Source organism: Amycolatopsis sp. PS_44_ISF1 (assembly GCF_032335455.1).
Taxonomy (GTDB): Bacteria; Actinomycetota; Actinomycetes; order Mycobacteriales; family Pseudonocardiaceae; genus Amycolatopsis.
Window position 1 is genome coordinate 1,679,301 of record NZ_JANUXO010000002.1, and the last position, 21,701, is coordinate 1,701,001.

22 protein-coding genes are annotated in these 21,701 nt (G+C 68.7%); 19 read left to right on the forward strand and 3 right to left on the reverse strand.

All coding sequences use genetic code 11. From position 1 onward, the window contains the following. Positions 1 to 180 precede the first annotated feature (180 nt). The 11 genes from NYF13_RS21890 (at position 181) to NYF13_RS21940 (ending at position 10,440) form a co-directional block, all read left to right on the forward strand. Complete coding sequence (locus NYF13_RS21890) at positions 181 to 1,068, forward strand: SAM-dependent methyltransferase (protein ID WP_315659243.1); 888 nt, start codon at positions 181 to 183, stop codon at positions 1,066 to 1,068. After that, complete coding sequence (locus tag NYF13_RS21895; protein ID WP_315659244.1) at positions 1,065 to 2,012, forward strand: SAM-dependent methyltransferase; 948 nt, start codon at positions 1,065 to 1,067, stop codon at positions 2,010 to 2,012. Before NYF13_RS21890 ends, NYF13_RS21895 begins: the two co-directional genes overlap by 4 nt. Before the next feature lie 119 nt (positions 2,013 to 2,131). Then, positions 2,132 to 2,695: a DUF3558 domain-containing protein gene (locus tag NYF13_RS21900; RefSeq protein ID WP_315659245.1), complete on the forward strand. Its 564-nt coding sequence runs from the start codon at positions 2,132 to 2,134 to the stop codon at positions 2,693 to 2,695. A 2-nt stretch (positions 2,696 to 2,697) separates the two neighbouring features. Then, positions 2,698 to 3,345: a DUF3558 domain-containing protein gene (locus NYF13_RS21905; protein ID WP_315659246.1), complete on the forward strand. Its 648-nt coding sequence runs from the start codon at positions 2,698 to 2,700 to the stop codon at positions 3,343 to 3,345. Further along, positions 3,342 to 4,301 (forward strand): GPP34 family phosphoprotein, encoded by a 960-nt coding sequence (locus tag NYF13_RS21910; protein ID WP_315659248.1) that lies wholly within the window; start codon positions 3,342 to 3,344, stop codon positions 4,299 to 4,301. The genes NYF13_RS21905 and NYF13_RS21910 overlap by 4 nt, the downstream gene beginning before the upstream one ends. Before the next feature lie 65 nt (positions 4,302 to 4,366). Further along, positions 4,367 to 5,884, forward strand: coding sequence for an APC family permease (locus NYF13_RS21915; RefSeq protein ID WP_315659250.1), 1,518 nt, complete (start codon positions 4,367 to 4,369; stop codon positions 5,882 to 5,884). Continuing rightward, complete coding sequence (locus NYF13_RS21920; RefSeq protein ID WP_315659251.1) at positions 5,881 to 7,665, forward strand: ATP-binding protein; 1,785 nt, start codon at positions 5,881 to 5,883, stop codon at positions 7,663 to 7,665. Before NYF13_RS21915 ends, NYF13_RS21920 begins: the two co-directional genes overlap by 4 nt. Positions 7,666 to 7,780: 115 nt before the next feature. Beyond that, the gene (locus tag NYF13_RS21925; protein ID WP_315659252.1) at positions 7,781 to 8,335 is read left to right on the forward strand and encodes a DUF3558 family protein; all 555 of its coding nucleotides are present in this window, start codon (positions 7,781 to 7,783) and stop codon (positions 8,333 to 8,335) included. Positions 8,336 to 8,484: 149 nt separating this feature from the next. Continuing rightward, positions 8,485 to 8,841 carry a hypothetical protein gene (locus tag NYF13_RS21930; RefSeq protein WP_315659253.1) on the forward strand — a complete coding sequence of 119 codons (357 nt, stop codon included), beginning with the start codon at positions 8,485 to 8,487 and terminating at the stop codon, positions 8,839 to 8,841. Between the two features lie 46 nt (positions 8,842 to 8,887). Continuing rightward, a complete protein-coding gene (locus NYF13_RS21935; RefSeq protein WP_315659254.1) occupies positions 8,888 to 9,796 on the forward strand; it encodes an endonuclease/exonuclease/phosphatase family protein in 909 nt (302 codons plus the stop codon). A 296-nt stretch (positions 9,797 to 10,092) separates the two neighbouring features. Further along, complete coding sequence (locus NYF13_RS21940) at positions 10,093 to 10,440, forward strand: hypothetical protein (protein ID WP_315659256.1); 348 nt, start codon at positions 10,093 to 10,095, stop codon at positions 10,438 to 10,440. Between the two features lie 179 nt (positions 10,441 to 10,619). Here the strand turns inward: NYF13_RS21940 and NYF13_RS21945 are convergent, their stop codons facing one another. Further along, positions 10,620 to 10,793, reverse strand: a complete 174-nt coding sequence (locus NYF13_RS21945) for a hypothetical protein (RefSeq protein ID WP_315659258.1) — start codon at positions 10,791 to 10,793, stop codon at positions 10,620 to 10,622. A gap of 277 nt (positions 10,794 to 11,070) precedes the next feature. Here NYF13_RS21945 and NYF13_RS21950 point away from each other — a divergent pair, with 277 nt between their 5' ends. Further along, the gene (locus tag NYF13_RS21950) at positions 11,071 to 11,865 is read left to right on the forward strand and encodes an alpha/beta hydrolase (protein WP_315659259.1); all 795 of its coding nucleotides are present in this window, start codon (positions 11,071 to 11,073) and stop codon (positions 11,863 to 11,865) included. Positions 11,866 to 12,050: 185 nt separating this feature from the next. Here the strand turns inward: NYF13_RS21950 and NYF13_RS21955 are convergent, their stop codons facing one another. Further along, on the reverse strand, positions 12,051 to 12,203 hold the full coding sequence (locus tag NYF13_RS21955; protein WP_315659260.1) for a hypothetical protein: 153 nt from the start codon (positions 12,201 to 12,203) through the stop codon (positions 12,051 to 12,053). A gap of 595 nt (positions 12,204 to 12,798) precedes the next feature. On the opposite strand from NYF13_RS21955, the gene NYF13_RS21960 reads away from it, so the two are divergent. Next, positions 12,799 to 13,584: a hypothetical protein gene (locus tag NYF13_RS21960; RefSeq protein ID WP_315659261.1), complete on the forward strand. Its 786-nt coding sequence runs from the start codon at positions 12,799 to 12,801 to the stop codon at positions 13,582 to 13,584. Between the two features lie 45 nt (positions 13,585 to 13,629). Here NYF13_RS21960 and NYF13_RS21965 read toward each other — a convergent pair whose 3' ends face one another. After that, positions 13,630 to 14,019, reverse strand: coding sequence for a hypothetical protein (locus tag NYF13_RS21965; protein WP_315659262.1), 390 nt, complete (start codon positions 14,017 to 14,019; stop codon positions 13,630 to 13,632). A 239-nt stretch (positions 14,020 to 14,258) separates the two neighbouring features. Between NYF13_RS21965 and NYF13_RS21970 the strand changes: the two genes are divergently transcribed. From NYF13_RS21970 to NYF13_RS21995, 6 genes are all read left to right on the forward strand, one after another. Next, positions 14,259 to 15,179, forward strand: coding sequence for an LLM class flavin-dependent oxidoreductase (locus NYF13_RS21970; protein WP_315659263.1), 921 nt, complete (start codon positions 14,259 to 14,261; stop codon positions 15,177 to 15,179). Between the two features lie 611 nt (positions 15,180 to 15,790). Next, complete coding sequence (locus NYF13_RS21975; protein WP_315659264.1) at positions 15,791 to 16,162, forward strand: hypothetical protein; 372 nt, start codon at positions 15,791 to 15,793, stop codon at positions 16,160 to 16,162. Between the two features lie 106 nt (positions 16,163 to 16,268). Continuing rightward, complete coding sequence (locus NYF13_RS21980; protein ID WP_315659265.1) at positions 16,269 to 17,576, forward strand: hypothetical protein; 1,308 nt, start codon at positions 16,269 to 16,271, stop codon at positions 17,574 to 17,576. A 585-nt stretch (positions 17,577 to 18,161) separates the two neighbouring features. Continuing rightward, positions 18,162 to 19,685, forward strand: coding sequence for a phage tail tip lysozyme (locus tag NYF13_RS21985; RefSeq protein ID WP_315659267.1), 1,524 nt, complete (start codon positions 18,162 to 18,164; stop codon positions 19,683 to 19,685). 151 nt (positions 19,686 to 19,836) lie between these two features. Further along, positions 19,837 to 20,817, forward strand: a complete 981-nt coding sequence (locus NYF13_RS21990) for a hypothetical protein (protein ID WP_315659269.1) — start codon at positions 19,837 to 19,839, stop codon at positions 20,815 to 20,817. Further along, positions 20,814 to 21,530 (forward strand): hypothetical protein, encoded by a 717-nt coding sequence (locus tag NYF13_RS21995; RefSeq protein ID WP_315659270.1) that lies wholly within the window; start codon positions 20,814 to 20,816, stop codon positions 21,528 to 21,530. The genes NYF13_RS21990 and NYF13_RS21995 overlap by 4 nt, the downstream gene beginning before the upstream one ends. Positions 21,531 to 21,701: the final 171 nt, after the last annotated feature.

Consider the following 21,701-nt stretch of genomic DNA (forward strand, 5'->3'; position numbering starts at 1 on the left):
CCGGCGACCGGTCCGCTCCCACTACCCATTCCAAGGACACTCGATGACCCACTCATGCGTCGCCGGCCAGCCTGAATCGCCGGTACCGGTTGCCGGGAATCCGGCGGCCGCAGGTAGCGGCACCCGCGTGCCCCCGCCCTGCCGGGCGCAGTGGCGGGCCACTGTCGGACGGGTGCGAACATGACTTCCCCGTCACCGACTCCACCGTCCCGCTCTGACGATGCCCTCATCGCGGCTGCGCGCGCGTTCCGGCCACCCGAGATCGCCCTGCGTTCGTTCAGCACGGCCCGCGTTAGCGACTTCGTGTTGGGTGGCGATCATTCGTGGGCAATCGACAAGAGCTTCGTCCGCCGCGCGGCTCTCATTCTGCCGGGCTTCGAGCAGCTGTATCGAGACGAGCGCAGGTTCAGGGACCGGGCGGTCGCGCTCGCCATCGAGCACGGGATCCGGCAATTCCTCGATATCGGATCGGGCCTGCCCTACACCGGCGCGCTCCACCAGCGTCTCACCGGTCTTCTCGACCACCGGATTCTCTACGCCGACCTCGACCCGCTCGTCGCTGCGGACCTGCGCATCGAAACCGAAAACCTGGCCGGTGTCGGCTACGTGCAGGGCGACCTGCTCACCCCGGGCACGATCCTGTTCGCCGAATCGGCACGCGAGCTCCTCGACTTCACGAAGCCGATCTGCCTGGTGACGACCGGCATCCTTGACGCCTTCGATGACGACGCCGTGCTGACCGAGGCCCTGCGCTGCTACACCGACCGCATGGCGCCCGGCAGCCTGCTGATCGCCTCTCATACCAGTCTCGACAGCCTCGACCCGGACGACGCATGGGACCGGGAACGGCGGGAGCAGGTACTCGCCTTCTGCGCCTCGTACCAGGACAGCGACGTACCCGCCCGGGTCCTGCGCGACGCCGGCGCACTGCGTAGCCTCCTGGGCGACCTTGTGCTGCTGTGGCCCGGCGTCGTGCCCGCCCGGGCGTGGCGACGGACGGGCAGTCAGGCGGACAGCAGCTACTGGCCGTCACTGTGCCTGGGCGTCGTCGGGCAGGTCCAGGCATGACCCGCCGGACACCGCCACCGGACCCGGGCTCCGATGCCGCACTCGCCGCCGCTGCGGCGCGGTTCCGGCTGCCCGGGCTGAACACGACCTCCTACAGCCCCGCCCGGGTCGCTAACGCGATGCTCGGCGGTGACCTCGCCTGGACGATCGACCTGAATTTCATCCGGGCAGCGACCGGGATCCTGCCGGCTTTCGGGCGGCTGTACCGCGACGAGCGGGCGTTCCGCAACCGCGCGGTCGAGGTCGCCGTGCGCCGCGGGATCCGGCAGTTCCTCGACCTCGGCTCCGGCCTTCCTTTTCCCGACGGTCTGCACCAGCGCCTTGCCGGCTGCCCGGGCAGCGTGACCCTCTATGTCGACATCGACCCGTACGTGGTCGCGTACCTGCGGATGGAGGTCGAGGAGCACCAGGAGTCGGGGGCCGACGGTCAGGCGGTGATCGGCTGGGTCCAGGGGGACCTGCTCACCCCGGGCACGATCCTGTTCGCCGACCAGACCCGGCAGCTGCTCGACTTGACCGAGCCGATCTGCCTGGTGGCGACCGGCATCCTCGACACCGTCAGCACGAATCCGACCGGCATCCCCGGCCCCCGCAACGACGACGTGCTGGCCGAGGCCTTGCGCTGCTTCACCGACCGGATGGCGCCCGGCAGCCTGGTCGTGGTCTCCCACACCAGCCTCGACGGCCTCACCCCTGACGCGACCCATCCCGGCCTCGCGCGGCAGGTGACCGAGGTCTGCGCGTCCTACCAGCGCCCGTACCTCCCGGCCCGGGCGCTGCGCGACACCCACCGCGTGCGCGACCTGCTGGGCGAGGTGACGGTGCTCGATCCCGGTGTCGTGCCCGCCCGCGCCTGGCCTCGTCACCCCATCCCGGACGAACGGGGCCTGGACCCGTTCGGGCCGTCGCTGTGCCTGGGCGTCGTCGCGCAGGTCACGCGATGACCGGGCCCGCTCGTGGCCGCCGGCGCGGCTCTTCACCCAGCCCCGGGCCCCGGCCGGCCGGGGCTTTCATCACACGGAAAGGCGGCGCGGCAACCATGCGCTCAACACCACGACGAAGGGTGACCGCGGCGGCAGTGTCCGCGGTGCTGGTGTCGGGATGCTCCGGTGGTGCTCCGGCGCCCACTGGGGGCACCGGCGATCCGGCGGACACGACACCACCGGCGATCACCCATCCGCTCCCGGCCACGGTCATCTCCGGCGACCCGTGCGGCGCGCTGACCACCGCGCAGACCACCACACTGCTCGGGAGCACCGACCTCCACGTCGAAAAGGAAGACAACACGGTCGCGGTGATGTGCCACTGGTCCAACATGTCCCGCGGATCCCAGATCACGGTCCAGTACCTCTACGGCTGGACCAGAGGCCTCGGCACCGTCTACGCGAAGCGGCACCAGATCTACTTCCGGGAAATGGGACCGGTGCAGGGCTATCCGACCGTCGAATTCGGCTGGAAGTTCGACCACGAGTACGGCAGATGCGGTATCGCCGTCGGCGTAGCGGAAAATACGGCTTTCGAGGCCGACGCCACCATCTCCCGGGAACTGGTCGGCCACCTCGATCCGTGCGATGCGGCCGACCGCATCGCCGACGCCGTCCTCACCACGATGACAAGCACACCGTAGCCATGGGCGCGTCTGTCCGATTTTCTCGCCACCCGGGGACACCACCCTCGCGCACCCGGCGGGCCGGGTGCTGCCTGGTCGTGCTCGCGCTGGCGGCGGCGCTGACCGCGTGCGCGGACCGGGATCCCGGTCCGAGCGCCCGCACGGCGCCGGATCCGTCGCCGGTGGGCACGGCACCGCCGAAGGTCGCCCATCCGATGCCGGCCGGGGTGCTCGGCAGCGACCCCTGCAGGGCGCTGACCCCTAGCCAGCTGACCACCCTGCTGGGGTCCCCTGTGCACTCCGGAGGGCCGGAGCCCAGCGGAGTCGCGAACACCTGCTCCTGGGGCAACCTCGATCATAGGTCCCTCATCACCCTGCAGTTCGTCTTCATCTGGCAGGACGGACTGGGCCACGTCTACGCCAAACGCAACGAGGGGTTCTTCCGGGAACTGCAGCCCGTGCAAGGGTTTCCGGTGGCCGCCTACGGGCCGGACGACGAAAGCAGCCTGGGGCGATGCGGTATCGCGGTCGGGGTCGCGGACAACGCCGCCTTCGAAGTGGACGCCACCATCTCCCTGTCGCACATCGGGAAAACCGATCCGTGCGAGGCTGCGCGCCGGATCGCCGACGCCGTGATCACCACCCTCAATGCCGTGACCCGACCATGACGGCCCCGCACGCCGACACCCCCGGCCCTCGTCGCGGCGGATGGCTGACCGGTGAGTGGACACTCGGCGCCGCCCATCCCGACCGGGACACCGTCGTGCTCCCCGCGGTGGCACCACCCCCGCCCCCGCGCCCGTTCGCGCCGTCGCCGGACCGGTTCTCACCCCACCCGGATCGGTCCCCAGCGCACCCGGGTCGGGCTGCGGCGGGGCGTGCCGGGCGGGGGTCCCGCAGTGTCCCGGCGCCGGTCCCGCCCGCCCGGCCGCAGACCGCGCTGTCGTGGACTGCCGGGACTGCCGGGAAGCGCGTCGTCCCGCGCTACCGGATCGAGGGCTACCGCGGCTCGGACCGGCTGGCCGATCAGGTGCTGGGCGCGTTGTACCTGTCGGACATGTACCGCAGCGACGTCCGTGACCCGGCCCGGGTGTCGGCGGTGCTGGGCGCCATGCTGCTGGCCGAGCTGTCCCTGGCCGGGCACCTGATCCTCAGCCCCGACGGGATGCTCCACCCGATCGGCGGCGGCGCACCCGGTGACACCGCGACCGCCGGGGTGCTTGCGGTCATCGCCGCTGAGGCCCGCCCGCGGCCAGTGGTGGAGTGGCTGACTTACCTGGCCCTCGACGAGCGGGCGAGCCAGCTGGTCTGGCTGCGCCTGGTCGCGCGCGGGGAAGCCCGCGTAACCCACCGCCACGGCCGGGCCCCCGGCTTCACCCTGGCCACCGCCGCCCCGGTGGGCTGGGCCCGCCACCTGCTCGCCCAAGCCGCCGCGCGGACGACCATCCCCGCCTCGGCCGCGACGCTCTGGCACGCCCTCGCGCTGCTGCAGCTGGACGGCAAGGTCCTGCAGCTGGACACCGCCGTGTGCACCCGGCTGCAGGCTACGGCGCCACCTGGTCCCGTGCGCCTGCTGATGGCCGTCCTCGACCAGTGGCTGACCCACCACTCCACCTGCCACTGACTTCCCGCACCCCACCTGTCCCTGTTCTTGTCCTTGGTCCTCTTGTCGCCGATGTGGAGCCCCGCATGCCTCCGAGACGCCCGCTCGTGCCGCCGCTGCCCCCGCTGGATGAGGGGCTGGCCCCCGGGCGGATCCCCACGCGGGCGATCGCGGGGTTCGTGCTCGCGGCGGCCACCCCGACCGTGGTCGTCGCCGGCCTGGTCCCCACCGGGATCGCCGTCACCGGCGGCAACGGCTTCCCCGCCACCTTCGTGCTGATCGCCGCCGTCCTCGTGTTGTTCGCGGTCCCCTACCTGGCCGCCGCACGCCGGTTCCCGCCCGCCGAGGCGAGCGGGGCGTTCTACACGATCATCAGGCGCGGGCTGGGCCGGATCACCGGGGTCGGCGCGGGGTGGGTCGCGGTCGGCGCCTACCTCGCCCTCGGGCTCGGGCTCTACGGCCTGATCGGCAGCATCGCCGCCCCGCTGATAGCCGACCTGACCGGGGTCACGGTGGCCTGGCAGGTCATCGCCGTGCCCGCGGTAGTGATCACCGGCGTGCTGGGGGTGTGCGGGATCACCGCCAGCACCAGGATCCTGACCGTCCTCGTCGCGCTCGAGATCGCGATGATCCTCACCGTCGGCACCGCCAACTGGGCGCACCCCTCCTCCGAAGGTGCGGGACAGGCCGCGGCATCGCTGGTGGACCCTCAGGTGGTGTTCGGGTCCGTCGCGGTCACCGCGGCGCGGCTCGCGCTCGGCGTGCTGGGCTACACCGGCACCGAGCTCACCGTAATCCACAGCCTCACCGCCCGGGACCGGCACCGCGGGGTCATCCACGCCACCTACGCCGCCCTCGCGATCCTCACGGCCGTCTACATCCTCGGCTCCTCCAGCCTCACCGCCACCCTCGGCCCTGCCGGGGTCGCGGCCGCCGCCGCGGCCGACCCGGGCGGGCTGTTCGTCGGCACCGCCCACACCAACCTCGGCGCCACGGCCGCGCTGATCGTGCGGATGCTGTTCGTGACCAGCCTGATGGCGGGCATGATCAGCTTCCATACCGCGACCAGCCGGTATGCGTTCTTCCTCGGCCGCGACCGGACCGCCCCCGCGATCCTGGGCCGCCCCGGGCGCCGCTACGGCGAACCGGTCACCGCGTCCCTCCTGCAGACCACGCTCGCGCTGATCACCATCCTGCTGGTATCGCTGCTGCACGCCGACCCGGTATTGAGCCTGTTCTACATCGGCGGCACCGCCGGCGCCGTCGGCGCGCTGATCCTGTTCGCCCTCACCGCCATCGCCGCCACGAGGATCTTCCTGCGCGACCGCGCCGGGTCCCGCCCGTGGCTGCTGAGCGTGTCCCTCGCCGCGAGCGTGGTGCTGTGCGTCCTGGTCGCGACCGTGCTCCTGCAGCTCGGCACCCTCCTCGGCACACCCCCGGGATCACCGCTGCCCACCCTCGTGCGGCTCACCTACGCCGGGATCTTCACCGCGGGCTGCGGCTGGGCGTGGTGGCTGCGCGCCCGCCACCCCCACACCTACCGCGACATCGCCACCAGCACCAACCACCACCAGCACCAGCACCCCCGGGAGCACGGCCTGTGAGCACCCCCTACCCCGTCCTCGAGCTGGGCGCCGGCGACATCGAGGAGATCGCCGACGTCATCGCCACCGCGTTCACCGGCCTGGCCATCAGCCGCTGGCTGGTCCCCGACGATCCGCTCGAGCGCTGGCAGTGCCTGCGTCATCAGTTCGAGCTCCAGCTCGACTACGCGTTCACCCTCGGCGCCCGGGCCCAGGGCATCCGCGACAGCCTCGATCGGCTGCTCGCGGTCGCGGTGTGGGTGCCGCCCCCGCACCCGGACGCACCCGCCGGCCCCGAGGACTACGAGCAGGCCCTGCTGGGGATCACCGGTGAGCACCACCAGCGGTTCCGTGTGCTCGACGCCGTGTTCGCCGCACATACCCCGTTCGACCCGCACATCCATCTCATGTTCCTCGCCTCGGTCCGCCGGGGCCGGGGTCTCGGCGGCGCGCTGCTGAGGACTTATCTCACCGAGCACGACCGCCGGGCCGGCCCGCTGCCGGTCTGCCTCGACGCCAGCGGCCCGGCCGTCATTCCGCTCTACCGGCGTCACGGCTTCACCGGCGACGCCCCGGTCGAGATCCCCGGCAGCGGCGGGTTGTGCCTCTACCCGATGCGCCGCGACCCACTCCCTCCCCACGCAGCCCCGGCCCGTGACCGGGCGCCCCGGCCGACATCCAGGAGCCGACGACGCATGGCCCGTATCCGCCAATCCCTATTTCAGCTCGTGGACTGGGGCTTCGACACCGGGTCGATGCAGGAAGTCAGCGCGGACCGGCTGGAGCTGATGGGCCGTGTCCACCACCTCGAACACCAGGTCCTGCAGCTGCACCGCGACACCGACGCCCGCGACGCCACCATCACTGCCGTGACGGAAAGGCTCGTGGCTCAGCTCGACGGCGGACACCCGCGGCCGATCCTGCGGGACCTGACCGGTGGCATCGCCGCTGATGCCGCGCTGGGACACCTGGTGCAGACGGTCCGCGACCATGCGGCGAACACCGCGGCGGTGCTGACCGGGATCGCCCAGCAGTGGCACCAGAGCGCGCAGACGCTGCAAGCCCTCGCCGAACGGATGCTCGATCACCACGACGACGGCGGCGAGCTGCACGAGGGCTGCTCCACGCTGATGCGCGCGGCCGCGCACCTCGCACGGCGGGCCCAGTCGGTCGCGGTGCTGGGCGGCGCGCAGCTCGAGCAGCAGTGGTCCGGGGCCTTGTCGGTGCCGCTGGCGCTGGCCGTGCGGACCGCGGCCCGGCGCATCACCGCCGGGCACCGGGTCACGGTGTCAGGGACACCGCCGGTCACTGTGGACAGTGAGGTGATCGACGCGCTCATCCACGTACTGGCGGAGCTGCTGGACAACGCCGCCCACGCCTCGCCACCCGACAGCCCCGTCGAGGCCGCGTTCACGCCGGTCCACCACGGGTGGGCCGTCACGATCACCGACCAGGGGCGCGGACTGGACGAGCACCACCTGTCCCGGGCACGCGAGCGGGCGTCCGGACGGGCGACCCCCGCGTTCGGTGATCTCGGGCAGCCGCCGCAGATCGGCCTGGCGGCCGTCGGAACGCTGGCCCGCCGGCACCGGTTCCGCGTCGACCTGGCCCCCATGGTGCACGGGGGCATGCAAGCAACAGTGATCATCCCGGACGACCACCTGAGCACCGCCGTCCCGGCCGACGCCACCACGGCCGCCGACAGCCCACCCCGCCCCGCCACAACCACGGCGGCCACCACCGCGGCCGAACCCGCCGGACCCGGACCTGCGGCCGGCTCATCGCCCACGGCCACACCCTGATCCCCGGGCGCGCCGCCGGGAGCACCGACCCCGCACGCCGGGCGTTTCGCCGCAGCCGACGAGACCACCGCGTCCACCTCCCACACCCGTCCGCCACACCACCAGGAGCACCGTCATGTCCCACCCGTGCCGCACGCCCGCGGGCGTGCTGAGCATCAGCGCACTGCTCATCGCCACCGGCTGCAGCCACCCCGGCCCCACCGTCACGGCCACCTCATCCGCGCCACCGCCGTTCGCGATCCCGCACCCCATCGACACCAGCAGCCTCACGACAGAGCCGTGCCGCACCATCCCCGCCCCGTTCCCCACCCAGTGGTCCCTCAGCCCCGGCCAACCGACCACCACCGGCGTCCCGGCCTGGCAGTGGCGACTCGCCACCGACCCGACGAGCCAGCCGACGCTGCGCTACACGGCCGAAGACCTGCGCGACCACTACACCGCCGCCCAGCACCCCCGATCGGATAACGGCCCCGTGACCACAATCGGCCGGCTCAACCTCCACCCCGCGATCTTCACCACCACCGGTGAGCAGAACTCCTGCGACGTCGCCGTCGCCGTCGCGGCCCAGAAATCGTTCCACCTCTCCAGCCACGGCCCCACCACGAAGCTGTGTGCCTTCACCACCGACGTCGCCGGCGCCATCACCGCCCCGCTCACCGTCGTCCGCTAAACCGCGCAGCCACCGGACCCACCGCCCGATCACCGCCAGCTCACCACCCCGCACCCCGCACCCCGCTCGGCGCGGCGGCGGCAGGACTGATGCCCCAGTTGGGTTCCCGGCTCCGGCCGCTATCGGAGACAACCCCAGGAGCTGACGCCATGCCCAGCGAGGGCGAACACCGGCACATCATCCGGCTCTACCGCGAACGCGAGGACCTGCACATCATCGCGCACCTGCACACGACCGGCGTCGCGGAAATACTCCAGATACTCGCGCTCGCCGGGGAACCCCTGCGCCCCGGCGCGATCAGCCGGCTCCCGGCAGCCGAGCAGACCACGCTCGCCCGGCAGATCGCCACCGACACCGCCCGCGGGTGCACCGATGACTCCCTCACCCGCAAATACGGCCTGCCGGCATACGTCCTGGCCTCGCTGCGCGAACGCTGCGGCACGACACCACCACAGCCGACGCATCCCAGGACCACGCCACCACCGCACCCGCCACCACACGCCTGACCTGCCCGCCACCGGCCCCACGACCGTTCCCCCGGAGGACCTCACCGTGACGCTCGGCCCGTTCCGCGTCCGCATGCTCGTCGCCAACCTCAAACGCGGCGGCTACGACACCACCACGCGATTCCACGACCATGACAAGCTCGAGCAGATGCTGTCCGTCGTGGACCAGGCTCCGCACATCATCGTCCTCAGCGAATGCACCCACTACGGCAGCTATCACTCCCAGCCCCTGCTGGAAGTGGTCCATCGTCTCGGCCGCCTGTGGGGAACCACCACCGACACCGACGGGCGCAGGATCCCCTCCGTGCCCTACATGCCGTTCATCTCCACCGTTCCCGGCTCCATCAACGTCCCCGGCCTGCTCGTGGACACCCGCTACGTCATCCCGCAGCACTGGCACGGCCTCGACGGCCGGAAAGTCCACGCCAACACCCTCGTCGCACGAATCAACGGCGAGCGAATACGGCTGAAATCCGTGCACTGGAACGGATCCACCGGACCCGTCGGCTTCGACCTGCAAGCCGACCAGGACGCCCAGCTCGCCAGCGAGGCCGCCATCATCGCCGGGGACTTCAACGCCACCAGCTCCGCCGCCGGGGACACCATGCCCGCCGACTGGGAACAACACTGCCGCGACCACGGCCAACCCTGGAAACTCAGCCAGAAAGGCGTCCGCACCGCAACCGGCTGGCGGATCAACACCGGGTCCTACGACCGGTTCCTCGAGCACGGCTGGTGGGACGCCGGCACCGCAGCCGGCGACTTCACCCCCACCATCAACCCGGCCGGCGGCGCCGCCGCACAGATGCGCAACGACCGCATCGCCATCAGCAACCGCGCCCCCGTCACCCTCGTACCCGGCTCCTACCGCGTCCACGTCCCCGACCACGGCCGCATCGTCTCCGACCACCGGGCCCTCTCCTGCGAACTCGACATCCCGGCCGCCGCCGGATAGCCACGATCGACCCGGACCACCAGCACCGCTCTTCACGCAACAGGCACCGGCCACCCGGGCACCGATTCTCTCCACCACAGGACGGACTCTTCATGCACAATCCCCCTACTTTCGCGGCCTCCACCCGGCCGGTGACGTCGCCTGCACACCTCGCGACGACAATCCGTGCCGTCACGACAGGATGCGGTGCAGCGTGTACCGCCCTCGGAGTCCTCCTGGCCGTCGCCGTCCCCCTGCTCAACCACAGCCTCCACGACCCCGGCACCCCCTTCACAGGAGTCCCCCTCCTGCTCGGCATGATCGCCCCGGCCGGCCTGGCGCTCGCGGGAATCATCCTCATGGCGTCCCGCCGGAGCGCTACTGGCGACCCGCGCCGACGCGGCATGATCTTCGCGCTCCTCTACGGCATCACCATCAATGCCGGATCGACCGCACTGGGATTCTCCTTCTGGAACCTCGATGCCCTATCCCTGTGGGCGCACCATCCCGGCCAGCACCAGTCACACTCGATCATCGCCGTCATCATCTACACCGTGGCGCCCCTCTGTGCCGCTGTACACGTCACGGCCTGCCTATTCAGCGCCCGACTCCTCTTATTCCCCCGGAAGAAAAAACTCCGACCACGCAACTCATGCCTCACCTGACCTAGGTCCGGTCTCTTCGTTGCCGGGTGTGGTCAGTGGGTGGTGATGGCGCCGGTGCTGGCTGCTCCGGTGAGTCCGTCCGGGCCGCGGTCACCGGGCGGTCCGACGGGATTGTCGTCGAAGCCACCCGCTCCACCGCGGCCGCCGACGGGGGTTGACGGTTACGGCTGGGGCAGTGGTCAGCGTGGTCGCCTGGACACCCGCAGCATCTGGATCATCAGGCCGGTGCCCACGACGGCCGCCACGATCATAGTGGGCACGGGGTTGGAGAAGGTGAAGACGAGGTAGCAGTCCACGATCGCGACGGCCACGAGCACGCCGGCGTAGATCCAGATGATCGTTTCCTTCTTCACGCTGCGTCGACCCTCCACTCCGGATGCCGCCAGGCGCGCGGCTCCAGGACAAGATAGCCCCCGTCAGAGCCTCGCCGTCGTGTTCTCGGGGGAACCCGGCAACGTCATCGGCCGACACCTCGGCCAGTGCCCGCGCGGCCAGGATCAGCTGCGGCGGGTCCGCTGTAACCGGGTAATCCCGGGTGCCCTGTGGTGGCAGGCCGGTAGGCTGCGTGAGGACCGCGGCCCGGGCGCCGCGAGTCGCGGGTACCCCGATCTTCCTCGTGGAGGGGCTTGTATGCCGACGGCGACGGTGAACGGAATACCGCTGTTCTTCACCGACACCGGCGGCCCGGATGACCGGGTGCTGCTGCTGGGGCACGGCTACTTCCTGGACCACACGATCTTCGCCGCGCAGATCGCCGCGGTGTTCCCGGGGTGGCGGGTGATCGCGTGGGACGCCCGCGGGCACGGCCAGACCCCCGACGCCCCCGAGGACACCGCCTACACCTACTGGGACCACGCCCGCGACGCCCTCGGGCTGCTCGATCACCTCGGCGTCGACCGAGCGGTGCTGGGCGGGGTCTCGCAGGGCGGGTTCATCGCGTTGCGGGCGGCGCTGCTGGCGCCGGCCCGGGTGGCGGGGCTGGTGCTGTGGGACACCGAGGCCACCCCGTGCGACCCGGCCGACAAGATCGGCTACACCGAGATGTTCGCCGGGCTGCGCCAGCACGGCCCGGCCGACGAGCTGACCGGCCCGCTGGCCACCCAGCTGCTCGGGCACTCCGATCAGCGGCAGGCGTGGCAGCGGCGGTGGCGGGAGGCCGCGGCGCTGCCGCTGGGCCCGGCCGCGGCATGCCTGCTCGACCGCGACGACGTGTCCGCCCGGCTGGACGAGATCGGGTGCCCGGCCCTGCTGATGTGGGGCGAGCACGACGCGGCGCTGCCGCAGGACCGGATGAACCTGCTGGCCGAGCAGCTCCCGGCGGCCGGCCCGGTCCACGTCATCGACGGCGCCGCCCACACCCCGCCCCTCACCCACCCCCTCCAGGTCAACCCGCTGCTCACCGCGTTCCTCGACCAGCTCCGGTGACCGCCCCCGTCCCAGCGCCGAGACGGGGTTCAGGGACAGGTCCGGCGCCGGCAAGACAAAGCTGCAGCGGCGGCTGCGGATCCGGGGACTTGCAGACGTCGACGCTGAGCTCCAGATCCCGACCGTGGCCGAGGTGCTCGGCGGCATCACCGGGGCGCGCCGGCCGAGGATGACCCCCTGCCGCTCTAGGTTGCAGATTTGGCGTTGCTGGAAAGGATTGCGTAAGGCTCTTGATCGGCCAGCTCGGTCAGCCACTGTGCCGGTTTGGCCTGCTGTTTCCAGATATCCCAGAGCGAACTTGCGCGGTGCAGGCGCTCCCGCAGGTATTCTGTGTTCATGCCGAGTTCGATGATCGTGGCATCGGTGATGAGTCCGGACTCTGCAAGCCGGCCGATGAGCTGGGCGAAATCGGCGGCTTCCTAGGGCCAGGGTGTCACGGTGCGCTCCTGCGGGTCAGATGTTCATCGTCTGGGGCAATCGGCGAAGAAGTCGGCTGTTTGCCGTCGAACAGCCGGGCGAGGCCGGAATAGCAACTCGGTCATCGAGGGGATGAGGGACGTCGGTTTCTTCCTCTCCGCCGCCGAGCATCCGACTCAGCAGCCCCTTTTTCGCCAAGCGGGCCGAGCAGCGCAGGGGTAGAGGATCACGATGCTCCTCAACGAGCACCAGGCTAGTAAGGCGCATCCGCCACGCACCGCCCACCGGCAGGCAGACGAATGCTGGGGCCTCCAAGGGACTGCAATTCGCGAGGCTGATCCAAGCTTCACTCGCGCACTCCGACCGGATCGAGCATCGGCAACGCCGTGCGACCCGGAGGAACACCCAGCCTCACTCGATCGATCGCTACTCGTCGATGGCGGGGCCTCGCTAGGGTGTGGCGACTTTGACGGGAGGTTGCCGGTGACGAGACGAGTGCGGCGGTCGTAGGTGGCTGTGTCGGTGCTGGCGCGTCTCGGGGTGTCCCTGGTTGGTGCGGGGCTGCTGGTGGCCGGCGCGGCCGCGGTGTTCGTGACCACCAATTCCGCCGGAGCGTCGGCCCTGGTCGCGGCGGGCACGGTGCTTGTTGCCGTCGCTGTGTTCACCAATCGGCTGGAGAGCGTCGAGGGCGCTGGGGTCAAGGTTCAGCTGGGCGCGGTGGCGGAGAAGTTGCGCGAGGCTGACCAAGCCGACGCCCAGGGCGACAGTGAGCAGGCTGACCGGTTACGCCTCGAGGCCCGATTGCTACTGACTGCGATGGAGCCGCTCGCGACACGCTACGAGGAACTCCGCGAAGGTAGTCCGAGCGGGCGGGAACGTAACGCCGCGCTGGGTGAGCTGGTCGAGCAGGCACAGAAGATGGCCGAATTCGACTTCATCAACGCTTCAGCGGTGGAGAACCTGTTCCGATCTGGTCGGGACGGAAACCGGATCACAGCGCTCGGACTGATGCTGGGGGATTTGCGATTGGTGTCGGTTCCCCTCATCACGGAAGTCATCCGGCGACCGCGATCGAGCTTCGAGCAGTGGCACGCACTCCGCCTCAGCCTGGACCTGGCCCGGCGGGAAGACCACCACGCCCAGTACGAAGCGATCCGCGAAGCCATCTCGGCGGCTCGAGCCAGTGGATCGCTCGGCCGCGGACGTGACCGGTCGCGGATCAGGATGGCCGAACGAGTACAGGCAGCGATGGAGCGCCACGACAACCCCAATAAGCCCTCCACATCCAGCCACGAAAGCTGATCGCCAGCGCCCAAAGCACCGAATCCGCCGCTCATCAACGACGACCTACCCCCGCAAAAACCCGCCCATGACCGCCAGCACGACGGTCAACCGGCCGCGGCCGGCACCGCCCTGGAGCAGCCCGACGAGCTCGACCTGCACCAATCCCGGACGCTGCACGTGGCTTTCGGCCACGGCGTCCGCGGATGTCTGGGCCGGCAACTGACCCGCATCGAGATGGCGCGTCGCCTTCACCGATCTGTTCACCCGGCTGCCGAACTTGCGCCTCGCCGCCGCCCGCGCCACATCCCCCGCCGGGCACACCTCCGTGACACCGGCAGACAACCCAACCCGGAGAGAGACATAGCTATGACACTGCGCATCAGCATCCACGAGGACAAGTGCTGCGGCGCCGGGTCCTGCGTCCTGCCGGCGCCCGACCTGTTCGACCAGCACGAGGACGACGGCATCGTCGTGCTCCTGGCCCCCGCGACGACCGGTACGGCGTCGCCGCCGAAGCGGCCAACTCCTGCCCCGCCGCGGCTATCATTCTCACCCACCAGCCGGACACTGGATCCCCACGCGCTCGGTGACGGCGCGGGAATCCCGCCGATGCGGACCGGCCAGCACCGCAGCACCGGAGTCCGGAGACCATCACCTCAGCCGGCCGGCGGCACGCAGAAACTCCGGGCGACATGGGTCACACCGTTGTTGATCTCGACCGGGATCGAGGTTTCATGCTGCCGGACATGCTGATCGGTATCGCTTTGCCCGGGCATGTGCGCTCGCTGAAACCCGAAGACATTCCGGACTGGGCCCGTGCGGTCGAGGACGCCGGCTTCGACACGTTCGCGGTGTCCGACCGGGCGGCGTGGTCCACTCCGGAACCGCTGACCACGTTGGCGGCCGCGGCGGCGGTCACTCACCGAGTGGGATTGTTCAGCAGCGTCGTGCTTGCTCCGCTCCGTGGTCATCCCGGGCTGTTTGCTTCGTCGGCGGCGACAGTTGACGCGCTTGCGGGCCCGGGCCGGCTCCGCCTGGGTCTCGCGCCGGGCGGGCGGCCGAGTGACTACGTGGGCAGCCCGGTGGCGTTCGGGGAACGAGGGAAGATCTTCGACTCGTGGCTGCGTGATGTCCGGGCGACGTGGGCGGGTGCGGGCCTCGGCCCTGTCCCGGTGACTGCGGGTGGTCCGCCACTGCTGTTCGGCGGTGGGTCCGCGCAGACGATTCGTAGAGTCGTCGCGCACGGCGTGGGCTGGGTCGCGGGCGGGATGACCCCGGAGGAGTTCATGACGTTCGCGCAGCGGCTGCGCACCGCATTCACCGCCGCAGGCCGTAGCGGAACCCCTCGCCTGGTGGTGTCGGTGATGGTGTCGCTGGGGCCGGAGCGCGCCGATACCGGGATCGCCGCGGTCCGCGACTACTACGCCGATCTAGGCCAGGATTTCGTCGCCAAAGCCATCGCTCACACCGTCACCTCCGCTGGCCAGCTGCGTGCCGCTATCGCGGACTACCGGCTCGCCGGTGCCGACGAAGTCATCCTCACACCGAACGACCTCGACCCCGACCACGTCGGCATCCTGCGCGCCTGCCTCGCCGACGAGCCGGGCAGGTGACGACCTAGGTCCGCAGCGTTCCTTCTCCGGCGCGATCGAGGCCGGCACCGACGGGGGAACTCGCCCAGCTCGGCCCGACCGGGTACCGGCCGCTGCGAACACGCGACACCTTGTTCTGAGTGACGGCTTCTTGTGATTGCGCTGCTGCGCTGGATATGCGGCCAGCGTGCCCGCCAGCCGTCGCCGTCAGGATCCGTCTGGTCATTTTCACGTTCTGATGAATCGTGTGGCATGAACGGTGTACGCGACAAGACCGCCCAGGACCCGTCCAAGCCAGCGGGCCGTGTGCCTGCCCCGACGCCACCTCACCGCTCTGAGCCGCGCCTCTGCAAGGTCGTCCCGCCGATGGGACGTCTAGCCAGCCGATAATTCGCACTATTCACTGATCTATCTAATCATGTAGCTTGGAAGTGCGGATGGGCGCGAGACCCGTCCAGCAGCAGTCAACCGGCAGCCTGGGCCAACGGCACCCCCTCATCGGACTCGTGGCTTACTCGGGTGAGCCACGCGGCAGATTTGGTGGCGTTATCACCTCGGTCACTTTGTCGTGCCTGACGTTGGCAGCTCACCCGGAAGGTCCCGAACGATTCGAAAGGCGAGAGGAATGGACGATGGTGACGATCCATGTCAACGCGACTTCGGAACCACCAGGGCTTCCCACCGGGGCCTGGGACCTGACCAGCTTCCTGGAGAACGCGAAGTCCACAATCCAGCTCTGGGGCGGTCTCGCGCTCATGGCTTTCGGCGCGATCGGCCTGGTCTGGGGCGGCGTGCTCCTCATCAGAAAACTGATGGCGAACCCGCAGGCGTCAGCTCAGCATCAAAGCTGGACCACGATCGCCCTGCTCGTCCTGGTCGGCGGCGGCCTTGCCACCGGCGGCTGGTCGCTGGTATCCGCGATCGGCTCCGGAGGACAGAAAACCATCGAAGACCTGGGAGGCGGCACAGTCATTGTCCAAAGGCTCGACGAGTTGCCCGGCTGATTTGTCGCCACTAGTCACATGAGCCATCAAGCCATCGCACCGGCGAACACTTGCCCAGTCGGCCGGTATCTCAGCCAGCTGCGGGCAAGAACGGTGGGGATCGAGCATGGGTATCACCGGGAAAGCACGCGCATTCCGGCGTACGTTGAAGCTGGATTCACATCACGCCATCGAGCGTTTCGGGGTGTTCGTCGCCGCCTTTGCACTCACGGGGATTGCCGTGATCAGCGGATCCGTGATCTCGGCTCTGCAGACGGGCAGCGATGTGTTGTCCCGGACAGCCCTGTACACCACGACATTCACTACGTCCAAGACCGCGCTCAAAGGTGATGTCGATGGGGTCTTCACCAACACGCGCGGGGACAAGACCCTGGTCATGATGCACTTTCCAGCCAGCGCAGCGATCTCGCACAACGCAGCGGACTACCAGGCTTTTCTTTTGGGATCGGACACCGACCTCACCAACGAGACAGTGACCACCAGCGACATCGCGGGAACCATTCACGTCTTCGGCTCGACCGGATATCTCGGCATCCTGCTTACCGCACACCGAAATTTCGATGAGCAGGTGCTCAATCTGACGATTCGGGCGAACGCGGAGCTCTCCTACGACGAAACCGTGCATCGCCAGGCCGGCGTCGACGAGATGACGGACGATGCAAGCTTCCGGAAATTTGACCAGTGGCGGGTATTCATCAATCCAGGAGCGACGGCGATCACGACAATTCCCGCTTTGGACGCGCCGAGCTTCGACCCGACGCGGGCCTACTACGATGTTGTCCTCAAACCACAGGAGGGAACGGCCCGCGCCAAGCTCGATCAGAAGCTGCTGGCCATGCGGGCGAACCTCGCCCAAATCGAGTCCTACACCTCCGACCTGCGCACCACCCAGGTCGACGGCCTGTTCCTACGCCCACCGCCACCACCGGCCATGATGACCGGTGACAAGATCACCGGCGTCTCCGCAGCGGAGGCCCGGGACGGTGTCTCGACCTTGACTCTGCACACTGACCATGTCGTTCCAGGTGGCCTCAACCTGAGCTGGCGCACTGGCGACGTCTACCACGGCTACCTGGACGTCGTAGTGCCCCCCGGTCAGAACTACGCGGAGTTCCTGGCCCGGAAGCGCGATGAAAAAGCTGATACCGCTACCCAGCAGATCTCGGACATGCCGTGGATCCTGTCCGACGGCTCGAACCTCAGAAGTGATTACCAGACCTCCGACGTGACCATGCGACCGCTGACGACCGTCATGAACAACCTGTCACAGGCGTACCAGGACTACGCCAAGAACAAGGCGGCGTATCAGTCCGAGCTGACGCTCGATCTGCTCCGGCTCGACGCGAACCTGCGTGATGTGCGGTCCAACAGTTCCGTCCACGACGGAAGCCATGTCGTGACCACGCTCTACTGAGCGACTCGGCTATCCCCACCTCGCATCCATTCAGAAAGGACGGCCATGCCCACCAACGTGCCGGGGGTGCCGTACGACGCGGCGCAACCCGGCACGCCGGTTACGACGAACGGGAACTCACCGGGACGGTCCCCCAAGGTTTTGCCCCCATCGTCCGGGGCTCGTACCCGGACCCCAGGCACCGCAGTGACAACCGGCCCCAGAGCCAAGAACCTGATTCCACGCGGTCACGACCTTGCCGGTGTCGTCGCAGAGACGGTAGCGGAGGACGACAGTGACAGCGCCGGGCGCAGCTACACCGACAGTGCTCTGGCCGGCGCCACGCACGGTGTCAGCCAGGGCGGTCCGCACGGTGCGGCGATCGGCGCGGCGACAGAGGTCGGCGCTGCCCTCGCTAGGCCCACGGTCGGCAGCCCACCGGCTCCCACTGACGAGACAACGGAAACCGAACTGCCCGGCCGCCCGCACCTGGGCGCCGGCGGTACAGGTTACAACCGTGCTGACGGTGCTACAGGCTCTCGGGTCGCGGCAGGTGCCGCCGTCGGTGGCGTTGCCGGCGGGACGCCCCCTGCTATGGCCGTGGTCATGCTCATGGCGCTGCTCAATTGGCTGAAGTCGATGTTCTTCGCGCTCATGGCCATCACGGTCAACGTGGCCAGCCTGGTGTGGACCCTCGTCATGGGTGTCGTCAAGGCAGCCGCCGGGGTGATCGTCGCACCGTTCATGGCACTAGGCAGCGTGCTCTCGAGCACCCTGGGCACGGTACTGGGCGTGTCCGTCGCGGCGACGGCAGCTCCTGTGGCCGCGGCGGTGACCGGCGTGGTCGCCACCGGTGCCACTGTCACGCTGATGGCGACAATCGTCACCGGAGTGATCGACAACACTGCATTGACCGACGGCACTCGCGATTCCGCCCACGATGCCTGCACGGTCGCCGCACCACGGACTGGCGATTCTGGTCCGGGTGCCGTGGTCACGGCGAACACAGAGGCCAACGCGAAGATCGTCTTCTCGGTCCTCAAGAGCTGGGGCATGTCCGAGGCGAATATTGCGGGCATCCTGGGCAACTGGAGCCGGGAATCCGGAGTCGACCCGACCTCGGTCGAGAGCATCTTCAGCGAGCCCTACCGCATCGGCCCGCTCAAGAAGGCCGCCTGGACCGGGAACTTCACGCAGATCCCCGGTCAATCCCATGGCGGGATCGGTCTCGGGCAGTGGTCCAACGGCAGAACGATGATGCTGCTGGACTACGCCAAGGCCAATAACGCCGCGTGGTACACCATCGAGGCGCAGCTGGCTTTCATGCTGCAGGGCGACGACCCGGCCGATGTGGCCGTCTTCAAGAACATGCTGACGGTCCCGCAAGCTTCACCATCCGCAGCGGCCTATCACTTCCACAGCGCGTGGGAGCGCTCCGCCGACGGCGCCAGCCGGACCGCCCTCCGCGCCGAGGCCGCTGAGATGTGGTTCGGGAAGATGAGCGGCTGGAAAGCCGATCACTCCGTGACCGGCGGAGTGCAGGACATCGTCGGCGACGTCGTCGGCAGCCTCGGTACCACTACAGGCACCATGACCGGTCACTGTGCACGTGGTGACACCAACGGTGATGCCGGCGGAGTAGCACCGAAGAACGGCGGAATGACCCGCACGGAGGCCCAGGAACTCGTCGATCTCTTCAACCGGGAAGGCGACAAATTCCTTGACGAACGTTACGGCGAGGCGGGGGGCCCCGGATCCTGCGGGGACAACCACGCAGAGAACTGCGTCTCCTTCTCGACGTACTTCGTCAATAAATACACCACCTTCCAGACCTACCCTCAGGGCGACGGCATCCGGACGGCGTACACGATCGCGCAACAGACCGGGAAGCAGGTGACAACCACGCCTACTCCGTATGCGATTGGTTCGGGTCCAGGTTCGGGACCTGCCGGGCACACCCTGGTCGTGCTCGGCGTCCAGGGCGATACGGTCATCGTCGGTGAGGCCGGGTACTGCGCCTTCATGGGCCGGGTCCGGCTCGCCAGCGGTTCGGAGATGACCGCGGCGGGCTGGAGGTTCGTGGACATGACGGATTTGATGCTGCCCGCCGACAAGATCAAGAAATCGTGACCCGGCCGGATGCTGACGGCAACGGGGACACCATGCGTCCCGGGTGCGTTCTCGATCCGTTCCATGACAACTTCCACAGCCGATAGCACATCGTCACAACGCCGGTCCAGGGAACGACGCCTAACCGCAGGCTCAGAAGGAGGAGTCCATCGTGACGGTGAAACAGCACAACGCCGGCGAACACGAGCCGCCGTCCCCAGAGCGCGACAGAGCCGCGGCTGATCCTGTTGTGGATGCACCGGCGCGCGAGAAGCTGACCGGGGTGAGGCTCGAAGCGGATCTCGCTGCATGGTGGGTCAGCCGCCGCCGGCGAGGTGAGCGACGTCCGCCCGAGGAGCGCAGCCAGATTCTGCGGCGAGTGCTCGGCACCGGCATGGGTCTCGCCATCCTCGCGCTGGTCATCGTCTCGACGGTGACCAGCAGAATATTCGACACGGCGAGGTCCGCGAACGACACACGGATCACCTCGTTGGAGGGGCAAGTGGCCGACGGTCTGGCGGTGCGTGCCGACACACATCTGGCGGAGAGGATGACTCAGCTGTCCCGGTCCGCAGCAGCCAGCGCGATCAGGGTCCGCGACGCGCAACAGACCTATGCAACGCTCTATCGCGAGTCGAGCATCCAGCCTGATACCGACAACGGTGCTCCGAACACAGCTATGGTCGCGACCGCCGAGCACCGCAGGGTCCTGGCTACCCTGTTCAGCCGCAGTTCCTATCTGGCCGATGACCACGACGCCTACACCTGGCAAAACGTTGCACCGTTCGATGCGAACAGCAGGATCGATCCGCGTTTCGCCTGGTACGTGCGTTACGACGGGCCGCAGGCATCCGACCCCGCCACATACGCCTGGGCGATCGAGGCAGTCATGCCCGAGGTCCACACGCAGACCGCAGACACAGCGACCAGAGCACGAGCCGTGTGGTTGTGCCGGGAAAAAGCGTCCGGCAACATTCTCGCCTGGGCAAGCGCTATCTACACCTATGACGGTACGGGCGGGGTGTTCGACAATCTGGCCGTGGTGGTGACGACCGCGGGTGCGCAGCACCAGAGCCCCACCGGCACCACACCGCACGCAGCCGGGCAACCGGGACCCGGCGCCCTCTTCTTCAGGCCGAAGGGCGGGACATGATCAACGCGAAGACGACGGCGGTCCGTCGGCAAAGCCCCCCGCCAGGATTCTGTCGCCGTAATATTTCGATTTTGTCCACCGCAGCGCTGCTGGCAGTCGTCGCGGGCGTTGTCGGCGCGGCGTGGATCACACGGGATGCAGTACTCGAACAGCAGGTCAGCACGATCGGAGCGCTGCAGAAACAGGTCACGGCGGCACAATCGGCCAGGTACCGGCAAACCGAGAACGATGTGATGATCTCACTCGGGTTCAGCCGGATCCGGATGGACAAGGACGTGGAAATCATCCGTTCACTGATCACCACGGTATTCACCTGGAATTCGGGAACGTCCTACGAGCACGCCCGCACCACGCTCAAACAGCGGTACGGAATAACCGAACACGACCCGTTCCTCAAGATTTTCATGCCTCCCTCCCGGTACAACCAGGACGCCGCCGGCACACGGTACTATTATATCGACGCGCAGGGGCTGCACTCGTCGGTCGACGGCGACCCGGACATCGAGATCACCAGGGCCACCGCCGGTGACTACACCTACGCTGTTGAGGTCGACGTTCAGACCGCCTCCGACGCGGTCACGCAACACACGCCCGACCAGGCGGCCAGAGCAAACAGTCGGCGGATGCTACTGACACTCACAGTCTCTGCCGCCCGCCGTGTATCAAGCCTTGCCGGCACACCGGCAAGTGCCCGCACCCGTCATTCACGATGACGTCATCAATCATGAGACAGTCACTCGACTCATCAATTCGACCGATATACACTCATGACAGAGTTTTCCGTGCCCGTTGAGCAAGTACCGAGAACAGCGCGCAGAAGCGCGTCCTGGTGGCGACACCGGACATCGGGGCCACTGGCAGCGGCCCGCAGATGTCAGCGTCCA

Excerpts from the sequence above, each read along its gene's own strand:
- NYF13_RS21955 (WP_315659260.1), bottom strand. The coding sequence starts at position 12,203 with ATGAACACAGAATACCTGCGGGAGCGCCTGCACCGCGCAAGTTCGCTC.
- NYF13_RS21980 (WP_315659265.1), top strand. The coding sequence starts at position 16,269 with ATGGGTATCACCGGGAAAGCACGCGCATTCCGGCGTACGTTGAAGCTG.
- NYF13_RS21895 (WP_315659244.1), top strand. The coding sequence starts at position 1,065 with ATGACCCGCCGGACACCGCCACCGGACCCGGGCTCCGATGCCGCACTC.
- NYF13_RS21950 (WP_315659259.1), top strand. The coding sequence starts at position 11,071 with ATGCCGACGGCGACGGTGAACGGAATACCGCTGTTCTTCACCGACACC.
- NYF13_RS21890 (WP_315659243.1), top strand. The coding sequence starts at position 181 with ATGACTTCCCCGTCACCGACTCCACCGTCCCGCTCTGACGATGCCCTC.
- NYF13_RS21975 (WP_315659264.1), top strand. The coding sequence starts at position 15,791 with ATGGTGACGATCCATGTCAACGCGACTTCGGAACCACCAGGGCTTCCC.
- NYF13_RS21910 (WP_315659248.1), top strand. The coding sequence starts at position 3,342 with ATGACGGCCCCGCACGCCGACACCCCCGGCCCTCGTCGCGGCGGATGG.
- NYF13_RS21930 (WP_315659253.1), top strand. The coding sequence starts at position 8,485 with ATGCCCAGCGAGGGCGAACACCGGCACATCATCCGGCTCTACCGCGAA.
- NYF13_RS21905 (WP_315659246.1), top strand. The coding sequence starts at position 2,698 with ATGGGCGCGTCTGTCCGATTTTCTCGCCACCCGGGGACACCACCCTCG.
- NYF13_RS21925 (WP_315659252.1), top strand. The coding sequence starts at position 7,781 with ATGTCCCACCCGTGCCGCACGCCCGCGGGCGTGCTGAGCATCAGCGCA.
- NYF13_RS21995 (WP_315659270.1), top strand. The coding sequence starts at position 20,814 with ATGATCAACGCGAAGACGACGGCGGTCCGTCGGCAAAGCCCCCCGCCA.
- NYF13_RS21970 (WP_315659263.1), top strand. The coding sequence starts at position 14,259 with ATGGGTCACACCGTTGTTGATCTCGACCGGGATCGAGGTTTCATGCTG.
- NYF13_RS21940 (WP_315659256.1), top strand. The coding sequence starts at position 10,093 with ATGATCGCCCCGGCCGGCCTGGCGCTCGCGGGAATCATCCTCATGGCG.
- NYF13_RS21915 (WP_315659250.1), top strand. The coding sequence starts at position 4,367 with ATGCCTCCGAGACGCCCGCTCGTGCCGCCGCTGCCCCCGCTGGATGAG.
- NYF13_RS21985 (WP_315659267.1), top strand. The coding sequence starts at position 18,162 with ATGCTCATGGCGCTGCTCAATTGGCTGAAGTCGATGTTCTTCGCGCTC.